The sequence below is a fragment of the Zestomonas ipomoeae genome (genome assembly GCF_057128665.1).
The window spans coordinates 355,637-375,268 of the sequence record NZ_JBSKHQ010000001.1 but is presented as its reverse complement, the minus strand read 5'-3'; the positions used below and the strand labels follow the sequence as shown (position 1 = coordinate 375,268).

Annotated in this window: 21 protein-coding genes; 20 read left to right on the top strand and 1 reads right to left on the bottom strand. The window is 63.6% G+C overall.

The features are described from left to right. Position 1 precedes the first annotated feature (1 nt). The 13 genes from fliJ (at position 2) to flhB (ending at position 10,157) form a co-directional block, all read left to right on the top strand. Positions 2–451 carry a flagellar export protein FliJ gene (gene fliJ / locus ACWKV7_RS01625; protein WP_483855886.1) on the top strand — a complete coding sequence of 150 codons (450 nt, stop codon included), beginning with the start codon at positions 2–4 and terminating at the stop codon, positions 449–451. A gap of 201 nt (positions 452–652) precedes the next feature. Further along, positions 653–958 carry an STAS domain-containing protein gene (locus ACWKV7_RS01620; RefSeq protein WP_483855885.1) on the top strand — a complete coding sequence of 102 codons (306 nt, stop codon included), beginning with the start codon at positions 653–655 and terminating at the stop codon, positions 956–958. A 14-nt stretch (positions 959–972) separates the two neighbouring features. Then, positions 973–2,670, top strand: a complete 1,698-nt coding sequence (locus tag ACWKV7_RS01615; RefSeq protein ID WP_483855884.1) for an ATP-binding SpoIIE family protein phosphatase — start codon at positions 973–975, stop codon at positions 2,668–2,670. A 93-nt stretch (positions 2,671–2,763) separates the two neighbouring features. Continuing rightward, on the top strand, positions 2,764–3,117 hold the full coding sequence (locus ACWKV7_RS01610; protein ID WP_483855883.1) for an Hpt domain-containing protein: 354 nt from the start codon (positions 2,764–2,766) through the stop codon (positions 3,115–3,117). 102 nt (positions 3,118–3,219) lie between these two features. After that, the gene (locus ACWKV7_RS01605; protein WP_483855882.1) at positions 3,220–4,485 is read left to right on the top strand and encodes a flagellar hook-length control protein FliK; all 1,266 of its coding nucleotides are present in this window, start codon (positions 3,220–3,222) and stop codon (positions 4,483–4,485) included. A gap of 194 nt (positions 4,486–4,679) precedes the next feature. Then, positions 4,680–5,201, top strand: coding sequence for a flagellar basal body-associated protein FliL (gene fliL / locus ACWKV7_RS01600; RefSeq protein ID WP_483855881.1), 522 nt, complete (start codon positions 4,680–4,682; stop codon positions 5,199–5,201). A gap of 8 nt (positions 5,202–5,209) precedes the next feature. Continuing rightward, entirely contained in the window at positions 5,210–6,181 is a 972-nt protein-coding gene (gene fliM, locus ACWKV7_RS01595; protein WP_483855880.1) for a flagellar motor switch protein FliM, read from the top strand. Between the two features lie 44 nt (positions 6,182–6,225). Continuing rightward, positions 6,226–6,705 carry a flagellar motor switch protein FliN gene (gene fliN, locus ACWKV7_RS01590; RefSeq protein WP_483855879.1) on the top strand — a complete coding sequence of 160 codons (480 nt, stop codon included), beginning with the start codon at positions 6,226–6,228 and terminating at the stop codon, positions 6,703–6,705. A gap of 4 nt (positions 6,706–6,709) precedes the next feature. Then, on the top strand, positions 6,710–7,141 hold the full coding sequence (fliO, locus tag ACWKV7_RS01585; protein WP_483855878.1) for a flagellar biosynthetic protein FliO: 432 nt from the start codon (positions 6,710–6,712) through the stop codon (positions 7,139–7,141). Then, positions 7,141–7,917: a flagellar type III secretion system pore protein FliP gene (fliP, locus tag ACWKV7_RS01580; RefSeq protein WP_483855877.1), complete on the top strand. Its 777-nt coding sequence runs from the start codon at positions 7,141–7,143 to the stop codon at positions 7,915–7,917. Before fliO ends, fliP begins: the two co-directional genes overlap by 1 nt. A gap of 10 nt (positions 7,918–7,927) precedes the next feature. After that, positions 7,928–8,197 (top strand): flagellar biosynthesis protein FliQ, encoded by a 270-nt coding sequence (gene fliQ, locus ACWKV7_RS01575; protein WP_483855876.1) that lies wholly within the window; start codon positions 7,928–7,930, stop codon positions 8,195–8,197. 1 nt (position 8,198) lies between these two features. Next, positions 8,199–8,975, top strand: a complete 777-nt coding sequence (gene fliR, locus ACWKV7_RS01570) for a flagellar biosynthetic protein FliR (protein ID WP_483855875.1) — start codon at positions 8,199–8,201, stop codon at positions 8,973–8,975. A gap of 45 nt (positions 8,976–9,020) precedes the next feature. Further along, on the top strand, positions 9,021–10,157 hold the full coding sequence (gene flhB, locus ACWKV7_RS01565; protein ID WP_483855874.1) for a flagellar biosynthesis protein FlhB: 1,137 nt from the start codon (positions 9,021–9,023) through the stop codon (positions 10,155–10,157). Between the two features lie 38 nt (positions 10,158–10,195). Here the strand turns inward: flhB and sodC are convergent, their stop codons facing one another. Beyond that, positions 10,196–10,717: a superoxide dismutase [Cu-Zn] SodC gene (gene sodC / locus ACWKV7_RS01560; protein ID WP_483855873.1), complete on the bottom strand. Its 522-nt coding sequence runs from the start codon at positions 10,715–10,717 to the stop codon at positions 10,196–10,198. 214 nt (positions 10,718–10,931) lie between these two features. Here sodC and flhA point away from each other — a divergent pair, with 214 nt between their 5' ends. The 7 genes from flhA to ACWKV7_RS01525 all read left to right on the top strand — a co-directional run bounded on the left by flhA (position 10,932) and on the right by ACWKV7_RS01525 (position 19,586). Then, positions 10,932–13,043, top strand: coding sequence for a flagellar biosynthesis protein FlhA (flhA, locus tag ACWKV7_RS01555; RefSeq protein ID WP_483855872.1), 2,112 nt, complete (start codon positions 10,932–10,934; stop codon positions 13,041–13,043). 12 nt (positions 13,044–13,055) lie between these two features. Beyond that, complete coding sequence (flhF, locus tag ACWKV7_RS01550; RefSeq protein WP_483855871.1) at positions 13,056–14,369, top strand: flagellar biosynthesis GTPase FlhF; 1,314 nt, start codon at positions 13,056–13,058, stop codon at positions 14,367–14,369. A gap of 58 nt (positions 14,370–14,427) precedes the next feature. After that, positions 14,428–15,258 carry a flagellar synthesis regulator FleN gene (gene fleN / locus ACWKV7_RS01545; protein WP_483855870.1) on the top strand — a complete coding sequence of 277 codons (831 nt, stop codon included), beginning with the start codon at positions 14,428–14,430 and terminating at the stop codon, positions 15,256–15,258. Next, positions 15,255–16,001, top strand: a complete 747-nt coding sequence (fliA, locus tag ACWKV7_RS01540; protein ID WP_483855869.1) for an RNA polymerase sigma factor FliA — start codon at positions 15,255–15,257, stop codon at positions 15,999–16,001. The genes fleN and fliA overlap by 4 nt, the downstream gene beginning before the upstream one ends. Before the next feature lie 83 nt (positions 16,002–16,084). Continuing rightward, positions 16,085–16,459: a chemotaxis response regulator CheY gene (locus ACWKV7_RS01535; RefSeq protein WP_178113450.1), complete on the top strand. Its 375-nt coding sequence runs from the start codon at positions 16,085–16,087 to the stop codon at positions 16,457–16,459. Positions 16,460–16,478: 19 nt separating this feature from the next. After that, positions 16,479–17,273, top strand: a complete 795-nt coding sequence (locus ACWKV7_RS01530; RefSeq protein WP_483855868.1) for a protein phosphatase CheZ — start codon at positions 16,479–16,481, stop codon at positions 17,271–17,273. 12 nt (positions 17,274–17,285) lie between these two features. Next, the gene (locus tag ACWKV7_RS01525) at positions 17,286–19,586 is read left to right on the top strand and encodes a chemotaxis protein CheA (RefSeq protein ID WP_483855867.1); all 2,301 of its coding nucleotides are present in this window, start codon (positions 17,286–17,288) and stop codon (positions 19,584–19,586) included. The last annotated feature ends 46 nt before the right edge of the window (positions 19,587–19,632 follow it).

Here is a 19,632-nt window from a genome sequence, read left to right as displayed (position 1 = left end):
CATGGCCACCAGCCGCGCCGCCCGCCTGGCGCCCGTGATCGAAATGGCCGAACGCGCCGAGCGCGAGGCGGCGCGCCAGCTTGGTCGCTGCCAGGCGGCCCTGACCCAGGCAGAGGGCAAGCTGGGTGATCTGGAACGCTACCGCAACGACTACCAGCAGCAGTGGATCAGCGAAGGGCGCCAGGGCGTCTCCGGGCAGTGGCTGATGAACTATCAGAGATTTCTCTCCCAGTTGGAAACCGCCATAGGCCAGCAGAGTCAAAGCGTTGACTGGAACCGCAGCAACCTCGCCAAGGCGCGGGAGATCTGGCAGCAGCGCCATGCACGTCTGGAAGGTCTGCGCAAACTGGTGCAGCGCTACCTCGATGAGGCGCGTCGCGTCGAGGACAAGCGCGAGCAGAAGCTGCTCGACGAGCTGGCCCAGCGGCTGCCGCGCCAGGAGCGGGACTGATTCGGGGGACCCCTCTATGACGGGGTTTGCATCGGTGGGATAGAAATCCTGTGCATCGCCGCTGGCGGTGGCGTTCGCTTGGCGCAATCGGCATAGTGTCGCCCCCGACGGTACCGGACGGATTTCTTCGACCGGGTTGCTCAAGGCCTGGGTCGATGCTACATCTTCAGCATGCGCAATCGCATCAACAAGGAGTTATAAATGGCTATCACCTCGCTGCCCTCTAACGATGGGCAAGAGTTGACCATCCTCATTCAGGGGCGTTTCGATTTCGGTGCGCATCAGGAATTTCGCGATTCCTATGAACGGGTGAACATCACGCCGAAAAGCTATGTGGTCGACCTCAAGGGCACCACCTACCTCGATAGCTCCGCACTCGGCATGCTGCTGCTGCTGCGTGATCACGCCGGGGGCGACAATGCCCAGATCCGCCTGATCAACTGCAACCCCGACGTGCGCAAGATCCTTGCCATTTCCAACTTCGAACAGCTGTTCCAGATCGCCTGAACAGGGGCACGCCGATGGCCGAGCGTTTGTCCATCCTGATCGCCGAGGACAATGCTGCCGACCGAATGCTCCTGTCGACCATCGTCAGCCGCCAGGGTCACCGGGTGCTCACCGCTGCCAATGGGCTGGAGGCGGTCTCGTTGTTCCAGCAGGAGCATCCGCAGCTGGTGCTGATGGATGCTCTGATGCCGGTGATGGATGGCTTCGAGGCGGCGCGAAGGATCAAGCAGATCGCTGGCGAGGAGCTGGTGCCGATCATCTTCCTCACCTCGTTGACCGAGGGCGAAGCCCTGGTGCGCTGCCTGGAGGCCGGTGGCGACGATTTTCTCGCCAAGCCCTACAACCGGGTGATCCTCGAGGCCAAGATCAATGCCATGGATCGCCTGCGTCGGCTGCAGGCCACCGTGTTGCAACAGCGCGACCTGATCGCCAAGCACAACGAACACCTGATGACCGAGCAGCGGGTGGCCAAGGCGGTCTTCGACAAGGTGGCGCATTCCGGCTGCCTCAGTTCTCCGAACATTCGCTACCTGCAATCGCCCTATGCGCTGTTCAACGGCGACCTGTTGCTGGCGGCGTTCAAGCCCTCCGGTGGCATGCATGTGCTGCTCGGCGATTTCACCGGCCATGGCCTGCCGGCGGCCATCGGCGCGATGCCGCTGGCCGAGGTGTTCTACGGCATGACGGCCAAGGGCTTCTCCATGGGGGAAATCCTTCGGGAGATGAACGCCAAGCTCAAGCGCATCTTGCCGGTGGGGGTCTTCTGCTGCGCCACGATGCTCAATCTCAGCTTTCAGCGGCGGGTGGTCGAGGTATGGAACGGCGGCCTGCCGGATGGCTACCTGCGACGCATGGGCAGCGGCGAACGCATCGCCCTGGTGTCGAGGCATTTGCCACTGGGGGTTTTGGAACCGACGGCGTTCGATGACAAGTACGAGGTCTATCCGCTCGACCTTGGGGATCGCCTTTTCCTGCTGTCCGACGGCGTGCTGGAGGCCTGCGACAGCAGCGGCCAGCTGTTCGGCGAGAATCGCCTGATTGAGGTGTTCGAGGCCAATCGCCAGCCGGAGCGGCTGTTCGAGGAAATCCAGCAGGCGCTGCTGTCGTTCCACGGCGAGGTGCAGGACGACATCAGCATGGTCGAGATCAGCCTGGTCGAGGAAAGCCTGCTGACCCGACCGCAACTGTCTTTCTCCGATAGCGGCCAGAGCAGTCCGCTGGACTGGTCCGCCAGTTTCGAGTTCCGAGCCGAAACCCTGAAGCGCTTCAATCCGCTGCCGTTCCTGTTGCAGCTGTTGCTGGAGGTGCGAGGCTTGCGGGCGCAGGGCGGGGCCTTGTACACGGTGCTTGCCGAGCTGTATTCGAACGCCCTGGAACACGGCGTCATGGGGCTGGATTCGGCGCTCAAGCGAGATGCCCAGGGCTTTGCCCAGTACTACCGCGAGCGCAGTGCGCGCCTTTGCAAGCTGCAGGAAGGCTACGTGCGTTTTCATCTGGAGCTGCAGCCAGAGCAGGGTGGCGGTCGCCTGATCATCCGGGTCGAGGACAGTGGCCCGGGCTTCGATGTGAAGCGCATGCTCGAGCAACAATTGTCGAACGATCGGCTCAGCGGCAGGGGGCTGACACTGGTACGCAATCTGACCGAAGGCTTTACCTGGCAGCCGGATGGACGGGGGGTCTGCGTGGAGTTTTGCTGGTCCGCTCAGGCATAATCTAGCGTTTCGCCATCATGGCCTGCGCAGCGTGCGGCCTTGATGTTTCAGGCAGGCTCAGGGGGTCTGCATTGCCTCATTTGGAGTGACCCGGTGTCCGAATCTCATCTCGACAATGCCGTCTTGGCCGCCTTGCAGGATGTCATGGAAGACGAGTACCCGGTTTTGCTGGATACCTTCCTGGCGGATTCCGAAGAGCGGCTGCGGCTGCTCCAGCAGGCCCGCGAAGACGCCGACGCTCAGGCCCTGCGCCTGGCAGCGCACAGTTTCAAAGGCAGTTGCAGCAACATGGGCGCGCCCATGCTCTCGGGGCTGTGCCGGCGGCTCGAAGAAGCGGCCCGCCGTGAACGGCTCGACCAGGCCCCCGCCTTGATCGAGCAGATCGAGCGGGAATTCGCCATCATCCGCATCCTGCTCAAGTCCGAACGGCAACGCTATCGCCCCTGACCGGGCTGCGGCGGCCACGGTGTCTGTCAAACCGTTGCCCGTTCGAGTTGGCCCACCCCTTGCTATATCACTGGCACGATCCAACCCGAACGGAGAGTGCACATGTCTGCCGCACCCGATCTGCTCCTCAAGGCTGCGCCTGAGGTAAAACCCAAGGCGCCGCCTGCCAAGGCCCCGGCGAAGGCTGCCGAGCCCAGCAAGGACGGGGCTTCCGACTTCGCCCAGGTCTATGCCAAGGAACGTCAGGCCAAGGCTGCCGAGCGCAGCGAAGGCTCGTCCAAGGCCGCTGAGGACAAGCCGAAGAAGGCCGAGTCGAGCGAGGATGCCGACGATCCTTCTGCCGCCGTGACACCTCCGGTTGCCGATAGCGGCAATGCCTTGCCGGCCGAGCCCGAGGCGATCGACCCGCTGCTGTTGATGGGCATGGCCGGCCAGCAGGCGGAAGACGCCCCGGACCTCGACCCTGAATTGGCCGAGGGGGAGGAGGCGGCCTTGCTGCCGGTATCGACCGCCGTGCTCGGTACGCCAGTGGCCAAGCCGGCCGAAGTCATCGCCGAATTCGAACCCGAGCAGCAGGCCGCGCCCTTGCTGCGCATGGCCGTCGACCCGCAGGCCGAGGCCAAGTCGGCTGCCCAGCAGACCATGGCCGCTACCGGCAGCGCCCAGGGCGCGGCGAACGCCAGCCAGGGCCTGGGCAACGCCTTGGCGGCTTTCGCCGACCCGCGCGAGACGGTCGGCAAAGCGGATGCCAAGGTGGAATTGCCGGCCGGCGATTTTGCCGGCGAACTGCTCGAGAGTCTCAAGGAGGCTCCGGGCAATAGCGCCCGCAGCGAGGATTTCGCCGGCAAGCTCAACGCCCTGAGCCAAGCCATCTCGCAGCAGACCGCACAGATTGCACGGCCGACGCCGGTGGTGCCTGGCCAGCCAGTACCCATGCAGCAAGGCGTGTGGAGCGAAGCGGTGGTCGACCGGGTGATGTGGATGTCCAGCCAGAACCTCAAGTCCGCTGAAATCCAGCTGGACCCGGCCGAACTTGGACGCCTGGAAGTGCGTATCCACATGACCCAGGACCAGACCCAGGTGACCTTCGCCAGCCCCCACGCCCATGTTCGCGATGCGCTCGAAGGCCAGATGCATCGCCTGCGTGAGCTGTTTTCCCAGCAGGGCATGAACATGCTCGATGTGAACGTGTCGGACCAGTCCCTGGCGCGTGGCCAGCAGCAGGAGCAGGGAGGCGACGGCCGCGGTCGCGGTGGGGCGCCGGGTCGCCTGCTTGGCGAGGTCGAAGGCGACCTGCCGTTGGCTTCGAGCGAGCTGCGCAGCAGTGTTGTCAGTAGCGGGAGGGGGCTGGTGGACTACTACGCCTGAGTTGCCCCAGCCTCGCTGAACTAGACTTGATTTCGCCCGGCCCTCGAATGAGCGCCGGGCGAAGTCGTTCCAGGAGCAGGCGTTCGCCGAGGAAACTCCCCGCGCCCTGGCCGCGGGATATTGTTAAGCTGGCATAACACTTGCTCCGCCCCCTTGGAGCACTGGAACTTCCTAATTTCTGACGGATTTTTGGCATGGCGAAGAAAGAAGCACCGGAAGCCCCGTCGGGAGAGCCCAAGGCCCCCGGCAAAAGCAAGCTCAAGCTCATCCTGCTGATCGTGGTGCTGTTGCTGGTCGCAATTGGCTTGTCCGTGGGGGCGACCTGGTTCTTCCTTGGCAAGGGCGGCGAGGCAAAGCCCCATGAAGAAGAGCAGGTCAGTGCCGCGCCGGTGAAGCAGCCAGCGATCTACGAGGAGTTGGTGCCGGCGTTCGTGGTCAACTACAGCTACAAGGGGCGGCAGCGCTACATGCAGGTCAGCGTGGCGCTGATGGCCCGCGACCAGGCTGCCCTGGAGGCGTTGAAGGTGCATATGCCGGTGCTGCGCAACCGTCTGGTCATGCTGTTTTCCGCCCAGGACTTCGAAACCCTCGGCACATCGGTAGGGCGGGAAATGCTGCGCCAGCAAGCCACCGCCAGCGTTCAGGAGTTGGCGCAGAAGGAAGTGGGTAAACCGGTGATCGAGCAAGTGCTCTTCACTAATTTCGTGCTGCAGTAGGATTCCCTATGGCCGTGCAAGATCTGCTATCCCAGGACGAGATCGACGCGCTACTCCATGGCGTCGACGACGGCCTGGTCGAAACCGAAACCGCCGCCGAGCCGGGCAGCGTCAAGAGCTATGATCTCACCAGCCAGGACCGCATCGTGCGCGGGCGCATGCCCACCCTGGAGATGATCAACGAGCGCTTCGCCCGCTACACCCGCATCAGCATGTTCAATCTGCTGCGTCGCTCTGCCGACGTGGCGGTAGGCGGCGTGCAGGTGATGAAGTTCGGTGAATACGTTCATTCGCTCTACGTGCCCACCAGCCTCAACCTGGTGAAGATGAAGCCTCTGCGCGGCACCGGGCTGTTCATCCTCGACGCCAAGCTGGTGTTCAAGCTGGTGGACAACTTCTTCGGCGGTGACGGCCGCCACGCCAAGATCGAGGGCCGCGAGTTCACGCCCACCGAGTTGCGCGTGGTGCGCATGGTGCTGGACCAGGCCTTCATCGATATGAAGGAAGCCTGGCACGCGGTGCTGGACGTCAACTTCGAGTACATCAACTCGGAGGTGAATCCGGCGCTGGCGAACATCGTCAGCCCCAGCGAAGTCATCGTGGTTTCCACGTTCCATATCGAACTGGACGGCGGTGGCGGCGATCTGCACGTGACCATGCCCTATTCGATGATCGAACCGATCCGCGAGATGCTCGACGCCGGCTTCCAGTCGGATGTCGACGACCAGGACGAGCGCTGGGTCAAGGCCCTGCGCGAAGACATCCTCGACGTCAGCGTGCCGATGAGCGCCAGCGTGGTTCGCCGCCAGTTGCGCCTGCGCGACATCCTGCACATGCAGGTCGGCGACGTGATCCCGGTGGAAATGCCGGAAAACATGATCATGCGCGCCAATGGCGTGCCGGCCTTCAAGGTCAAGCTGGGGGCCCACAAGGGCAATCTGGCGCTACAGGTTCTCGAGCCGGTCGAGCGCATGCGCTGACCGACGCCCGATCGACATAGACAACAGCCCGCCGAGGACAACCGATGGCAGACGAAAACGAACCCACTTCCCCGGAAGAGCAGGCCCTCGCCGATGAGTGGGCGGCCGCCCTGGCCGAAGCCGGCGACGACGCCAACCAGGACGATATCGATGCAATGATGGCGCAAGGCGCTGGCGGGGGCGGTGCGCCCGCAGCACCGCTGGCGCCGATGGAAGAGTTCGGCAGCTCGCCGAAGGCCGGCAGCGCCCCGGTCAGCCTGGATGGGCCGAACCTGGATGTGATCCTGGACATCCCGGTGTCGATATCCATGGAGGTCGGCAACACCGAAATCACCATTCGCAACCTGCTGCAGCTCAACCAGGGCTCGGTGATCGAACTCGATCGCCTGGCGGGCGAGCCGCTCGACGTGCTGGTCAACGGTACGCTGATCGCCCATGGCGAGGTGGTGGTGGTCAACGAGAAATTCGGCATCCGCCTGACCGATGTCATCAGCCCCAGCGAACGCATCAAGAAGCTGCGCTAAGACCATGAAGAAACTATTTGCCCTACTACTGCTGTTGCCCCTGTTTGCCCTGGCCGCCGAACCGCAGGCCCAGGCGGCGACGCCGATGGCCGCCAGTAGCATCGGCGGGCAACTGGTGCAGCTGTTGCTCGGATTGCTGGTGGTGGTCGGGCTGATCTTCCTGCTGGCCTGGGTCATGCGTCGGGTGCAGCAGGTCGGCCCGCGTGGCAACCAGGTCATCAAGCTATTGGCCAACCAGGCCCTGGGACCGCGCGAGCGGTTGTTGCTGGTGCAGGTTGGTAGCGAGCAGGTCCTGCTTGGCATCACGCCGGGCCGCATCACCCCGCTGCACGTGCTCGCGGAGCCTGTGCACCTGCCGGAAGCCGAGGCCGCGTCGCCGGAGTTCGCCCAGCGTCTGATGGAGCTGCTGGGCAAGGATCAGAAGGACAAGAGCTGATGCTGCGATTCTTGCTGGCCATGCTGTTGCTCATGGCCGCGCCCTTGGCCTTGGGCCAGGAAGGCGATGCCCTGTTCGCTCAGGGTGACAACCCGCTGTCGATCCCCGCGATCACCCTGACTACCGATGCCCAGGGACAGCAGGAGTATTCGGTAAGCCTGCAGATCCTGCTGATCATGACGGCGCTGAGCTTCATCCCGGCGTTCGTCATGCTGATGACCAGCTTTACCCGCATCATCATCGTCTTCTCCATCCTGCGCCAGGCGCTGGGGCTGCAGCAGACGCCGTCGAACCAGATTCTCGTCGGCCTGGCGCTGTTCCTCACGCTGTTCATCATGGCGCCGGTGTTCGATCAGATTAACCGCGAGGCGCTGCAGCCGTACCTGAACGAACAGCTGCCGGCCGGTGAGGCGCTGGCCCGGGCGGAGGGGCCGATCAAGAAATTCATGCTGGCGCAAACCCGCGAAAGCGACCTGGAGCTGTTCGTGCGCCTGTCCAAGCGCAACGACATTGCCACTCCGGAAGCTACGCCGCTGACCATCCTCGTGCCGGCGTTCGTGACCTCCGAGCTGAAGACCGCATTCCAGATCGGTTTCATGATCTTCATTCCGTTCCTGATCATCGACATGGTGGTGGCCAGTATCCTGATGGCGATGGGGATGATGATGCTATCGCCGCTGATCATCTCGCTGCCGTTCAAGATCATGCTGTTCGTGTTGATCGATGGCTGGGGGCTGATCATCGGTACCCTGGCCGGCAGCTTCGGCACGCTATAGGGAGCCGCTCATGACGCCTGAAATAGCGATCGACCTGTTTCGCGAGGCGCTCTGGCTGACGGCGATGATCGTTGCCGTCCTGGTGGTACCCAGCCTGTTGGTGGGCCTGGTGGTGGCGATGTTCCAGGCCGCCACGCAGATCAACGAACAGACCCTGAGCTTCCTGCCGCGCCTGTTGGTGATGCTGCTGACGCTGATCTGGGCCGGACCCTGGCTGACCCGTCAGTTGATGGAGTACACCCAGGCGCTGATCCAGAACATTCCGCTGCTGATCGGCTGACATGTTCGAGCTGAGCGGTGCACAGATTGGCGGTTGGGTCGGCAGTTTCCTGTTGCCGCTCTTTCGCATCGCCGCGCTGCTGATGGTCATGCCTATCGTCGGGACCCAACTGGTACCGACCCGCGTGCGCCTTTACCTGTCCCTGGCCATCTGCCTGGTCCTGGCGCCGACGCTGCCATCGATGCCACAGGTGGACAGCCTGAGCCTGGGCTCCCTGCTGCTGATCGGAGAACAGGTACTGATCGGCGCCATGCTCGGCTTCGTGCTGCAGTTGTTCTTCCAGTTGTTCATCGTTGCCGGGCAGATCATCGCCATGCAGATGGGCCTGGGTTTCGCCTCCATGGTAGACCCGGCCAACGGCATCTCGGTGCCGGTGCTCGGGCAGTTCTTCCTGATGCTGGTCACGCTGCTGTTCTTGCTGATGAACGGCCACCTGGTGGTCTTCGAGGTGCTTGCCGAGAGCTTCGTGACCTTGCCGGTGGGCGAGGGGCTGCTGGTGGAGCACTACTGGACGCTCGCCGGCCGCCTTGGCTGGGTGATCGGTGCAGGACTGCTGCTGGCGCTGCCGATCATCACCGCGCTGCTGGTGGTGAACCTCGGCTTCGGGGTGATGACCCGGGCGGCGCCGCAGTTGAACATTTTCTCCATTGGCTTCCCGCTGACCTTGGTGCTGGGGTTGCTGATCACCTGGGTGGGCATGGCCGACATCCTCGCGCAGTACCAGGTATTCGCCAGCGAAGCCCTGCAGTTGCTGCGCGAACTCGCGAGGGTGCGTTGATGAACGGATGCCGCGACCGCGTAACCGGGTGCATCGAGGTGCTCCATGGCGGAAAGTGAAAGCGGCCAGGACCGCAGCGAAGAACCCACGGAAAAACGCCGCCGTGAATCGCGCGAGAAAGGCCAGGTCGTGCGCTCCAAGGAGCTCAGCACCCTGGCGGTGACCCTCGGAGGCTTCGGCGGGCTATTGAGCTTCGGTGCGAGCCTGGGCGAGCGCATGCTGGCGCTGATGCACGGCAATTTCGAGCTGCCCCGCGAGGTGCTGATGGACGAGCGCTCCATGGCGCTCTATCTGCTGGCCTCCGGGGAGCTGGCGCTGGAGGCGATACTGCCGCTGCTCGGCGTGCTGCTGGTCGCCTCCATCCTCGGCCATATCGCCCTGGGTGGCTGGCTGTTCTCGGGCAAGGCCATGGCGCCGCAGTTCAGCCGAATGAACCCGCTGTCGGGCTTGAAGCGCATGTTCTCGGCGAAGGCATTGTTGGAGCTGGTGAAGGCGCTGGCCAAGTTCCTGGTGATCCTGGCGATCGGCTTGCTGGTGCTGTCGGCGGACAAGCACGACCTGCTGGCGATGGCCCATGAACCGCTGGAGATGGCGATCATGCACAGCATCCAGGTGGTCGGCTGGAGCGCGCTGTGGATGTCGTGCGGGCTGATTCTGATCGCGGCGGTGGATGTGCCGTTCCAGCTCTGGGACAACAAGCAGAAGCTGATGATGACCAAGCAGGAAGTGCGCGACGAGTACAAGGACAGCGAAGGCAAGCCCGAGGTCAAGTCGCGTATTCGCCAACTGCAGCGGGAGATGGCCGAGCGGCGCATGATGCAGGCGGTGCCCGAGGCCGACGTGGTGATCACCAACCCGACCCACTTCGCCGTAGCGCTGAAATACGACCCGACCAAGGGCAATGCACCGGTGCTGCTGGCCAAGGGCGGCGACTTCCTGGCGCTGAAGATTCGCGAAATTGCCCAGGAGCATCAGGTCCTGGTGCTGGAGTCGCCAGCCCTGGCGCGGGCGGTCTATCACTCCACCGAGCTGGACCACGAGATTCCCGCGGGGCTCTACCTGGCAGTGGCTCAGGTGCTGGCGTATGTCTATCAGCTCAAGCAGTACCGTGCCGGCAAGGGCAAGCGGCCCGGACCGTTGCCCGACCTGCCGATTCCACCGGATTTGCGGCGCGACGAATAGCGCTCCCGCGTAGCAGTGGCTGCACGGGAGCGGCAGCCTTACTCGATGACGCCGCAGGCTACGCGAGCGCCGCCGCCACCCAGGGGTTCGGGTTGGTCCGAGTGGTTATCGCCGCCTTGGTGAATCATCAATGCATGGTCTTTGAGCTGGTCGAGGCTGGTCAGGCGTGGGGCCAGTACGGGTTGATTCGCCTTGCCGTCAGCTGTGACCAGCAGTGTCGGCAGGTCGCCCAGGTGGCCTGCGCCCCAGGGTTCGCCGTGCTTGCCGCTGTTCTTCGGGTCCCAGTGGCCACCAGCCGCGACCGCGGCGGCTGGCTTGCCATCCTTGTCGGCAGGGGCGCAGCTCGGGTTGGCGTGGACATGGAAGCCGTGAATGCCCGGTTGCAGGCCGCTCAGGTCGGGCCTGAAAACCAGGCCGTGCTCGCTGGGTTCGACGGTGACGGAGCCAATCTCCGAGCCCACGCCCTTGGCATCGACAGTGTGAACGGCGATGGACAGCGACTCGGCATGCAGCGCCGTGGAGCAAGCGGCGAGAAGGGCCGCGGTGATCCATTTCTTCATGGTGAAACTCCTTGTTTGGCAAGTGAGTACTGCGAGCGCCGGGCTCGCAGGGGCTAAGACTACCGTGGTCCTGCTCGGTTCGTGCCGTTGCGTGGCTACTTCTGTGAAGGCTTTCATTTCAATGGTTTAGCTAACTTGGAAAGCTTCTTGCACAAGCTCCCGGCATGACGCCTGCTGCGTCAAAAGATTGTTCGTATCGGTACGGGAGAATCGGGTGGATCGCACGCAACTGCTAACCAATATGCGCGGCCTGGGCCGTGGCAACCTGGGGGTGCCGATCCTGCTGCTGGTGGTGCTGGGCATGATGACCCTGCAGGTGCCGCCATTCCTGCTGGACGTGTTCTTCACCTTCAACATCGCCTTGTCGATTGTCGTGCTGCTGGTCGGCGTGTATGCCTTGCGCCCGCTGGATTTCGCCGTTTTCCCCACCATTCTGCTGGTCGCCACGTTGCTGCGCCTGGCCCTGAACGTCGCGTCCACCCGGGTCGTCCTGTTGCATGGCCATGATGGCGGCGATGCCGCCGGCAAGGTGATCCAGGCGTTCGGCGAGGTGGTGATCGGCGGCAACTACGTAGTCGGCGTGGTGGTGTTCGCCATCTTGATGATCATCAACTTCGTCGTGGTCACCAAGGGCGCCGGGCGTATCTCCGAGGTGAGCGCGCGCTTCACCCTGGATGCCATGCCCGGCAAGCAGATGGCCATCGATGCCGACCTCAATTCGGGGTTGATCGACCAGCCGGAAGCCAAGAAACGCCGCGCCGAAGTGGCCCAGGAAGCCGACTTCTACGGCTCCATGGACGGTGCCAGCAAATTCGTGCGCGGCGACGCCATCGCCGGCCTTCTCATCCTGTTCATCAACCTGATCGGCGGTGTCGCCATCGGCATGGCACAGCACTCCATGGGCTTCGCCGACGCCGGCAAGATCTATGCGTTGCTGACCATCGGTGACGGCCTGGTGGCCCAGGTTCCGTCGCTGCTGTTGTCCACCGCCGCGGCGATCATGGTGACGCGGGTGTCGACCTCTGAAGACATGGGCCAGCAGGTCAATCGCCAGATGTTCGCCTCACCCAAGGCGCTGGCGGTGTCGGCGGCGATCCTGATCTTCATGGGCCTGGTGCCGGGCATGCCGCATGTGGCGTTCATCGGTCTGGGCCTGATCTGCGCAGGCGGCGCCTACTGGATCTGGCACCGGCAGAAGCAGGCCAAGCAGGTGGCCGAGGTGGAAGCCAAGCGCCAGCAGGAACTGTTGCCCGCGCAGAAGGCCCAGGAAGTCAAGGAACTCGGTTGGGACGACGTCACGCCAGTGGACATGGTTGGCCTGGAGGTTGGCTATCGGTTGATTCCACTGGTGGATCGCAACCAGGGTGGCCAGTTGCTGGCGCGCATCAAGGGGGTACGCAAGAAGCTGTCCCAGGAAATGGGCTTTCTCATGCCCTCGGTGCACATCCGCGACAACCTCGATCTGCTGCCCAATGCCTACCGCCTGACCCTGATGGGCGTCAGCGTGGCCGAAGCCGAGGTCTATCCGGATCGCGAGCTGGCGATCAACCCAGGTCAGGTATTTGGCACGCTCAACGGTATCGCCGCCAAAGACCCGGCGTTCGGCCTGGAGGCGGTGTGGATCGACCCGACCCAGCGCGACCAGGCGCAATCGCTCGGCTACACCGTGGTGGACGCCAGCACGGTGATCGCCACCCACCTCAACCAGGTGCTGCACAAGCACGCTCATGAGCTCCTGGGGCATGAGGAGGTCCAGCAATTGATGCAATTGCTGGCCAAGAGCTCGCCGAAGCTGGCCGAGGAGCTGGTGCCGGGCATGGTGTCGCTGTCCACCTTGCTCAAGGTACTGCAGGCGTTGTTGCAGGAGCAGGTGCCGGTGCGCGACATCCGCACCATCGCCGAGGCCATCGCCAACGTCGCGCCGAAGAGTCAAGATCCCGCCGCGATGGTGGCCGCGGTGCGAGTCGCGTTGTCCCGCGCCATCGTGCAAAGCGTGGTGGGGCTTGAGCCGGAGCTGCCTGTCATCACGCTCGAGCCAAGGTTGGAACAGATATTGCTGAACAGTCTTCAGAAGGCCGGTCAGGGCAGTGAAGAGGGCATCCTCCTCGAACCCGGCATGGCCGAGAAGCTGCAACGCTCCCTGGTGGAGGCGGCGCAGCGCCAGGAGATGCTCGGCAAGCCGGCAATATTGCTGGTAGCCGGTCCGGTCCGGGCTATGTTGTCGCGATTCGCTCGCCTCGCAGTGCCGAACATGCACGTGCTGGCGTACCAGGAAATACCCGACAACAAGCAGGTCACCATCGTCGCCACTGTGGGACAGAACTGAGGTCCATAGGCCATGCAAGTCAAACGCTTCTTCGCCGCCGATATGCGTCAAGCCATGAAGCTGGTTCGCGATGAACTCGGCGCAGATGCCGCCATCATCGGCACACGCCGGGTTGCCGGCGGCGTCGAGTTGACCGCTGCGCTCGATTACCAGCTGCCGCCGGAGCCGGTTCGCCAGCCGAACCCGGCGCTGGAGGCCGAGCTGCGCAGGACTCAGGCGAAGATCGCCTCGGCCCAGGCCGAACTGGCCGGCAGTGCAGCGACTGCCGGAAAGGACCGCCAACTGCTTGGCGCTTCGGCTCCGGCACCCAAGGCCAAGCCTGCCGTGGCTCCGGCCCCGACACCACGGCCGGTAGCAGCGGCCGCGGCGAAGCCGGCGGCCGATCAGCGCGTGCTCGACGCGATGCGTTTCGAGCTGCACGGCCTGCGCGAGCTGATCGAAGTGCAGCTCGGCTCGATCGCCTGGGGCCAACTGCAGAACCGCCGTCCGCAGCAGGCCAACCTGTGGCGCCGCCTGCAGCGCATGGGGCTTTCCGCCGAACTGTCCCGCGCCCTGCTGGACAAGGTCGCCAACGTCCAGGAGCCGCGCCAGGCCTGGCGCATGCTGCTGGCCCACCTGGCTCATGCGATCAAGACGCTGAAGCAGGAACCGCTGGAGGAGGGCGGGGTGATCGCCCTGGTCGGTCCGGCCGGAATGGGTAAAACCACTACGCTGGCCAAACTGGCGGCCCGTTATGTGCTCAAATACGGCGCCCAGCACATTGCGCTGGTCAGTCTGGACAGCTATCGCATCGGTGCCCAGGAGCAGCTCAAGACCCTGGGGCGCATCCTGAATGTCTCGGTGACCCAGGTGGATCCAGGCCAGTCGTTGACCCAGGCCCTGGCGCCGTTGGCGAAGAAGCGCGTTGTGTTGATCGATACCGCTGGCCTGCCGGCCAGCGATCCGGCCTTGCGCATGCAGTTGGAAACCCTGGCCAGCCGGGGGGTGAAAGCAAAAAATTATCTGGTTTTGGCGGCCACAAGTCAGAGCCAAGTGCTCAAGGCGGCCTACCATAGTTATAAGCGCTGCGGTCTGTCCGGTTGCATTCTGACCAAGCTGGACGAGGCCGCGAGCCTGGGCGAGGTGTTGGGGCTGGCTATTGGCCAGCGTCTGCCGGTAGCCTACCTGACGGACGGGCCGCGCATTCCGGACGATCTGCACCTGCCGCGCAGCCACCAACTGGTGAGCCGGGCCGTCAGCTTGCAGGCACCCGAGGAGCCGAGCGAGGAAGCCATGGCCGACCTGTTCGCCGGCCTGTATCACAACCCGCCGCGCCGCGCCGGGTAGTCAGCGCAGAGGATTTCAACGATGCCTCAGTCGCAGCAAGACAAGGTGTGTAGAGAACATGGGTAGTATGCATCCCGTACAGGTGATAGCGGTGACCGGCGGCAAAGGCGGCGTCGGCAAGACCAACGTGTCGGTCAATCTGTCCATGGCCCTGGCCGATCTCGGTCGGCGGGTCATGCTGCTGGATGCCGACCTGGGGTTGGCCAACGTCGATGTCCTGCTCGGCCTTACGCCGAAGCGCACGCTGGCCGACGTCATTCACGGCGAATGCGAGCTGCGTGACGTGCTCCTGCAAGGCCCCGGCGGCATTCGCATCGTGCCCGCCGCTTCCGGCACCCAGAGCATGGTGCAGCTCTCGCCGCAGCAGCATGCCGGGCTGATCCAGGCCTTCAGCGACATCAGCGACAACCTCGACGTGCTGGTGATCGACACCGCCGCAGGCATCGGCGATGCGGTGGTCAGCTTCGTTCGCGCCGCCCAGGAAGTCATCGTGGTGGTTTGCGACGAGCCGACCTCGATCACCGATGCCTACGCGCTGATCAAGCTGCTCAATCGCGATTACGGCATGAGCCGCTTCCGTGTGCTGGCCAATATGGCCCATAGCCCGCAGGAGGGTCGCAATCTCTTTGCTAAGCTGACCAAGGTCACTGATCGTTTTCTCGATGTGGCCCTCCAATACGTAGGGGCGATTCCCTATGACGAGTCGGTACGCAAAGCCGTGCAGAAGCAGCGAGCGGTGTATGAGGCGTTCCCCCGCTCGAAGTGCGCCCTGGCGTTCAAGGCGATTGCCCAGAAGGTCGACACTTGGCCGCTTCCGGCCAATCCGCGCGGCCACCTGGAGTTCTTCGTCGAGCGCTTGGTGCAGCCAGTAGCAGATTCATCCGTATGACAGCAGCCAGTGGACTTCGTATGTACAACAAGGCACAGGCGAAGGACTCGCAGCATCAACTCATTGAGCGCTATGCCCCGTTGGTCAAGCGCATTGCCTATCACCTGCTGGCGCGTCTGCCGGCCAACGTGCAAGTGGATGATCTGATGCAGGCTGGCATGATCGGCCTGCTCGAAGCTTCGAAGAAATACGATGCTGGCAAGGGGGCCAGCTTCGAAACCTACGCCGGTATCCGCATCCGTGGCGCGATGCTCGACGAGGTGCGCAAGGGCGACTGGGCGCCGCGTTCCGTGCATCGCAACACCCGCATGGTGAGCGACGCCATCAAGGCAATCGAGGCCAGAACCGGTCGAGACGCTAAAGATCAAGAGGTTGCGGCCGAACTCCAATTGAGTCTCGAAGATTACTACGGCATTCTGAGCGACACTTTGGGCAGCCGTTTGTTCAGTTTCGACGATCTCCTCCAGGACGGCGAGCACGGTGGGCTGCGCGAAGACGGCGGCAGTACGCAACCCGAGCCTGCGAGCGAGTTGGAAGACCAGCGCTTCCGCCTGGCGTTGGCCGAAGCCATCGAGAACCTTCCAGAGCGCGAGCGCCTGGTTTTGGCGCTGTACTACGACGAAGAACTGAATCTCAAAGAAATCGGCGAGGTACTGGGCGTCAGCGAATCGAGGGTCAGCCAGTTGCACAGCCAGTGCGCCGCGCGTCTGCGGGCGCGCCTGAGCGAGTGGCGGGCAAGTTGAAGAGCAAGCCGGTTTCGCGATTAAACGGCGTTCTCAGGAACTGAGTGCGTTAGGACTGTACGGAGGTCGACTTGGACAAGAACATGAAAATCCTCATCGTTGACGACTTCTCAACGATGAGACGGATCATCAAGAACCTGCTGCGCGACTTGGGGTTCACCAATACCGCAGAGGCCGACGATGGCACCACCGCGCTGCCCATGCTGCAAAGTGGCAGCTTCGACTTTCTCGTCACCGATTGGAACATGCCCGGCATGACCGGCATCGACCTGCTGCGCGCGGTGCGTGCCGACGAGCGCCTGAAAACGCTTCCGGTGCTGATGGTGACCGCCGAGGCCAAACGCGACCAGATCATCGAAGCGGCCCAGGCCGGGGTGAACGGTTACGTGGTCAAGCCGTTCACGGCCCAGGTACTGAAAGAGAAGATCGAAAAGATATTCGAGCGGGTCAACGGCTGATGCCTGCCGCGAGGGCGCTATGGAACACGAAGACTCCCAACTGGGTGACGTTGAGTCGACCCTGAAAGCCAATGCCCGTGAGCTGGTCAATAGCCTGGAACGAGGCAATTTCAGCGAAGCGGTGCAGTTCATTCACGAGCTCAACAAAGTGCGTGATCGCGGCCTTTATCAAGAGGTCGGCAAGCTGACCCGTGAGCTGCACAACGCCATCGTCAACTTCCAGCTCGACCCTCGGGTGCCACATGCCAAGGAAGTCTCGCAGATCGCCGACGCGACCGAGCGCCTGAACTACGTGGTGCAGATGACCGAGAAAGCGGCCAATCGCACCATGGATTTGGTGGAGGAGTGCGCTCCGCTGGTCAACGATCTTAACGACGAGGCGCAGAGCCTGGGAGCCGACTGGGGCCGTTTCATGCGCCGGGAAATGAGCGCGGACGGTTTTCGTGAGTTGGCCAAGCGCATCGAACTGTTCCTGACCCGCAGCGAGCGCGACAGCGGCAAGCTCTCCAGCCACCTCAACGACATCCTTCTGGCGCAGGATTACCAGGACCTCACCGGCCAGGTGATCAAGCGGGTGACCCAACTGGTGACCGAGGTGGAAAGCAACCTGCTCAAGCTGGTGCTGATGGCCAGCCAGGTGGATCGCTTCGCCGGCATCCAGCACGATCAAGAGTCATTGCAAGCCGATCAGAAAAAACAACAACAAAAAGCGTCCTCCCAAGGTGAAGGTCCGCAGATTAATGCCGATAAGCGTGAAGACGTCGCGTCCAGCCAGGACGACGTCGACGATCTGCTATCCAGCCTGGGTTTTTAGGGGAGCATCCATATGAGCTTCGACGCCGATGAAGAAATCCTCCAGGACTTCCTGGTAGAGGCCGGCGAGATTCTCGAACAATTGTCCGAGCAGTTGGTTGAGCTTGAGAGCCGCCCGGACGACACGGGGTTGCTCAATGCCATTTTTCGCGGCTTCCACACCGTCAAGGGTGGGGCCGGCTTTCTCCAGCTGAACGAACTGGTCGAGTGCTGCCACATCGCCGAGAACGTCTTCGACATCTTGCGCAAGGGCGAGCGGCGCGTCGACTCGGAGCTCATGGATGTCGTCCTGCAGGCACTGGACGCGGTTAACGAAATGTTCGGCCAGGTGCGCGAGCGCACCGAACCGACACCGGCTTCCCCCGAACTGCTCGCGGCCCTGGCGCGCCTGGCCGAGCCGGCCGGTGCCGAGGAAGCCAGCGCACCGGCGGTGGAGGCTGAGCCAGAGCCGGAACCCGAACCGGAGCCGGTCGCTCCGGCGGCATCCAGCGACATCACCGACAGTGAATTCGAGAAACTGCTCGATGCCCTCGGCGACGAGCCTGCGCCGGCGGCCAGTGCGCCAGCGCCGGCAGCGGGCGGCGACGAGATCACCGACGACGAATTCGAAGCGTTGCTGGATCAGTTGCATGGCAAGGGGCAGTTCGCCGCCGCGCCGGCTGCCAAGCAGGCCGAGCCGAAGCCGGCGCCCCCTGTTGCAGAAACCCCTGCCGCCGGTGGCGACGAGATCACCGACGATGAATTCGAGGCGCTGCTCGACCAGTTGCATGGCAAGGGCAAGTTCGTTGCGCCCGAGGAGCCCGCTCCAGCGGCTCCCGCCGCCAAGCCGGCCGAACCGGCTGCGCCGGCCAGCAGCAGCGACCTGATCACCGACGACGAATTCGAAGCGCTGCTCGATCAACTGCATGGCAAGGGCAAGCAGCCCGAAGCGAAGGCGCCTGCCGCGCCGCCCGCTGCCGCCAAGCCGGCCGCGCCAGCCCCACCGCCCGCGAAGCCAGCCACACCGCCGGCGGCAGCCAAGCCAGCGGCACCGGCGAGCAAACCTGCCGAGAAACCGGCCGCCAAGGCGCCCGAGCCCGCCAAACCAGCAGGCACCGCCGCACCCGCGACGGCTCCAGCCGGCGACAAGCCGGGTGCGATGAGCGAAGCGGAAACCACCGTGCGGGTCGATACGGCTCGCCTCGACGAAATCATGAACATGGTCGGCGAGCTGGTGCTGGTGCGTAACCGCCTGGTGCGCCTCGGCTTGAACAGCGGCGACGAGGCCATGGCCAAGGCCGTGTCCAACCTCGACGTGGTGACCGCCGATCTGCAGACCTCGGTCATGAAGACCCGCATGCAGCCGATCAAGAAGGTCTTCGGCCGCTTCCCGCGCTTGGTCCGCGACCTGGCACGCAACCTGAAGAAAGAGATCAACCTGGAACTGGTCGGCGAAGAAACCGATCTCGACAAGAACCTCGTCGAAGCGCTGGCAGACCCGCTGGTGCACCTGGTGCGCAACGCCGTCGACCATGGCGTGGAGTCGCCCGAAGAGCGCGAGGCCGCGGGCAAGCCCCGTACCGGCAGGGTCGTGCTGTCCGCCGAGCAGGAAGGCGACCACATCCTGCTGATGATCACCGACGATGGCAAAGGCATGGATGCCGACGTGCTGCGCGCCAAGGCGGTGGAGAAAGGCCTGCTGGAAAAGGATGCTGCCGACCGCCTGACCGACCTGGAGTGCTACAACCTGATCTTCGCCCCCGGCTTCTCGACCAAGACCGAGATTTCCGATGTATCCGGCCGCGGTGTCGGCATGGACGTGGTGAAGACCAAGATTTCCCAGCTCAACGGCACGGTCAACGTGTTCTCCCAGAAGGGGCAGGGCTCGAAGATCGTCATCAAGGTACCGCTGACCCTGGCGATCATGCCGACCCTGATGGTCATGCTGGGCAACCAGGCCTTCGCCTTCCCGCTGGTGAGCGTCAACGAGATCTTCCACCTCGACCTGTCGCGCACCAACGTGGTGGACGGCCAGGAAGTGGTGATCGTGCGCGACAAGGCGCTGCCGCTGTTCTACCTCAAGCGCTGGCTGGTACGCGGCGCGGCCCATGAAGAGCAGCGCGAGGGGCATGTGGTGATCCTGTCGGTGGGCAACCAGCGTATCGGCTTCGTCGTCGATCAGTTGGTGGGCCAGGAGGAAGTGGTCATCAAGCCCCTGGGCAAGATGCTGCAGGGCACCCCCGGCATGTCCGGCGCCACCATTACCGGCGACGGTCGTATCGCCCTGATTCTCGACGTACCAAGCATGCTCAAGCGCTACGCCCGCCGCGTTTGACTTTATTGGCGCCGGCCCTGTCGGCCGCGCCTGCAGATGGAGTGTT

Coding starts and splice junctions, on each gene's coding strand:
- fliJ (WP_483855886.1), top strand. CDS start 2: ATGGCCACCAGCCGCGCCGCCCGCCTGGCGCCCGTGATCGAAATGGCC.
- ACWKV7_RS01620 (WP_483855885.1), top strand. CDS start 653: ATGGCTATCACCTCGCTGCCCTCTAACGATGGGCAAGAGTTGACCATC.
- ACWKV7_RS01615 (WP_483855884.1), top strand. CDS start 973: ATGGCCGAGCGTTTGTCCATCCTGATCGCCGAGGACAATGCTGCCGAC.
- ACWKV7_RS01605 (WP_483855882.1), top strand. CDS start 3,220: ATGTCTGCCGCACCCGATCTGCTCCTCAAGGCTGCGCCTGAGGTAAAA.
- fliL (WP_483855881.1), top strand. CDS start 4,680: ATGGCGAAGAAAGAAGCACCGGAAGCCCCGTCGGGAGAGCCCAAGGCC.
- fliM (WP_483855880.1), top strand. CDS start 5,210: ATGGCCGTGCAAGATCTGCTATCCCAGGACGAGATCGACGCGCTACTC.
- fliN (WP_483855879.1), top strand. CDS start 6,226: ATGGCAGACGAAAACGAACCCACTTCCCCGGAAGAGCAGGCCCTCGCC.
- fliO (WP_483855878.1), top strand. CDS start 6,710: ATGAAGAAACTATTTGCCCTACTACTGCTGTTGCCCCTGTTTGCCCTG.
- fliP (WP_483855877.1), top strand. CDS start 7,141: ATGCTGCGATTCTTGCTGGCCATGCTGTTGCTCATGGCCGCGCCCTTG.
- fliQ (WP_483855876.1), top strand. CDS start 7,928: ATGACGCCTGAAATAGCGATCGACCTGTTTCGCGAGGCGCTCTGGCTG.
- fliR (WP_483855875.1), top strand. CDS start 8,199: ATGTTCGAGCTGAGCGGTGCACAGATTGGCGGTTGGGTCGGCAGTTTC.
- flhB (WP_483855874.1), top strand. CDS start 9,021: ATGGCGGAAAGTGAAAGCGGCCAGGACCGCAGCGAAGAACCCACGGAA.
- sodC (WP_483855873.1), bottom strand. CDS start 10,717: ATGAAGAAATGGATCACCGCGGCCCTTCTCGCCGCTTGCTCCACGGCG.
- flhF (WP_483855871.1), top strand. CDS start 13,056: ATGCAAGTCAAACGCTTCTTCGCCGCCGATATGCGTCAAGCCATGAAG.
- fleN (WP_483855870.1), top strand. CDS start 14,428: ATGGGTAGTATGCATCCCGTACAGGTGATAGCGGTGACCGGCGGCAAA.
- fliA (WP_483855869.1), top strand. CDS start 15,255: ATGACAGCAGCCAGTGGACTTCGTATGTACAACAAGGCACAGGCGAAG.
- ACWKV7_RS01535 (WP_178113450.1), top strand. CDS start 16,085: ATGAAAATCCTCATCGTTGACGACTTCTCAACGATGAGACGGATCATC.
- ACWKV7_RS01530 (WP_483855868.1), top strand. CDS start 16,479: ATGGAACACGAAGACTCCCAACTGGGTGACGTTGAGTCGACCCTGAAA.
- ACWKV7_RS01525 (WP_483855867.1), top strand. CDS start 17,286: ATGAGCTTCGACGCCGATGAAGAAATCCTCCAGGACTTCCTGGTAGAG.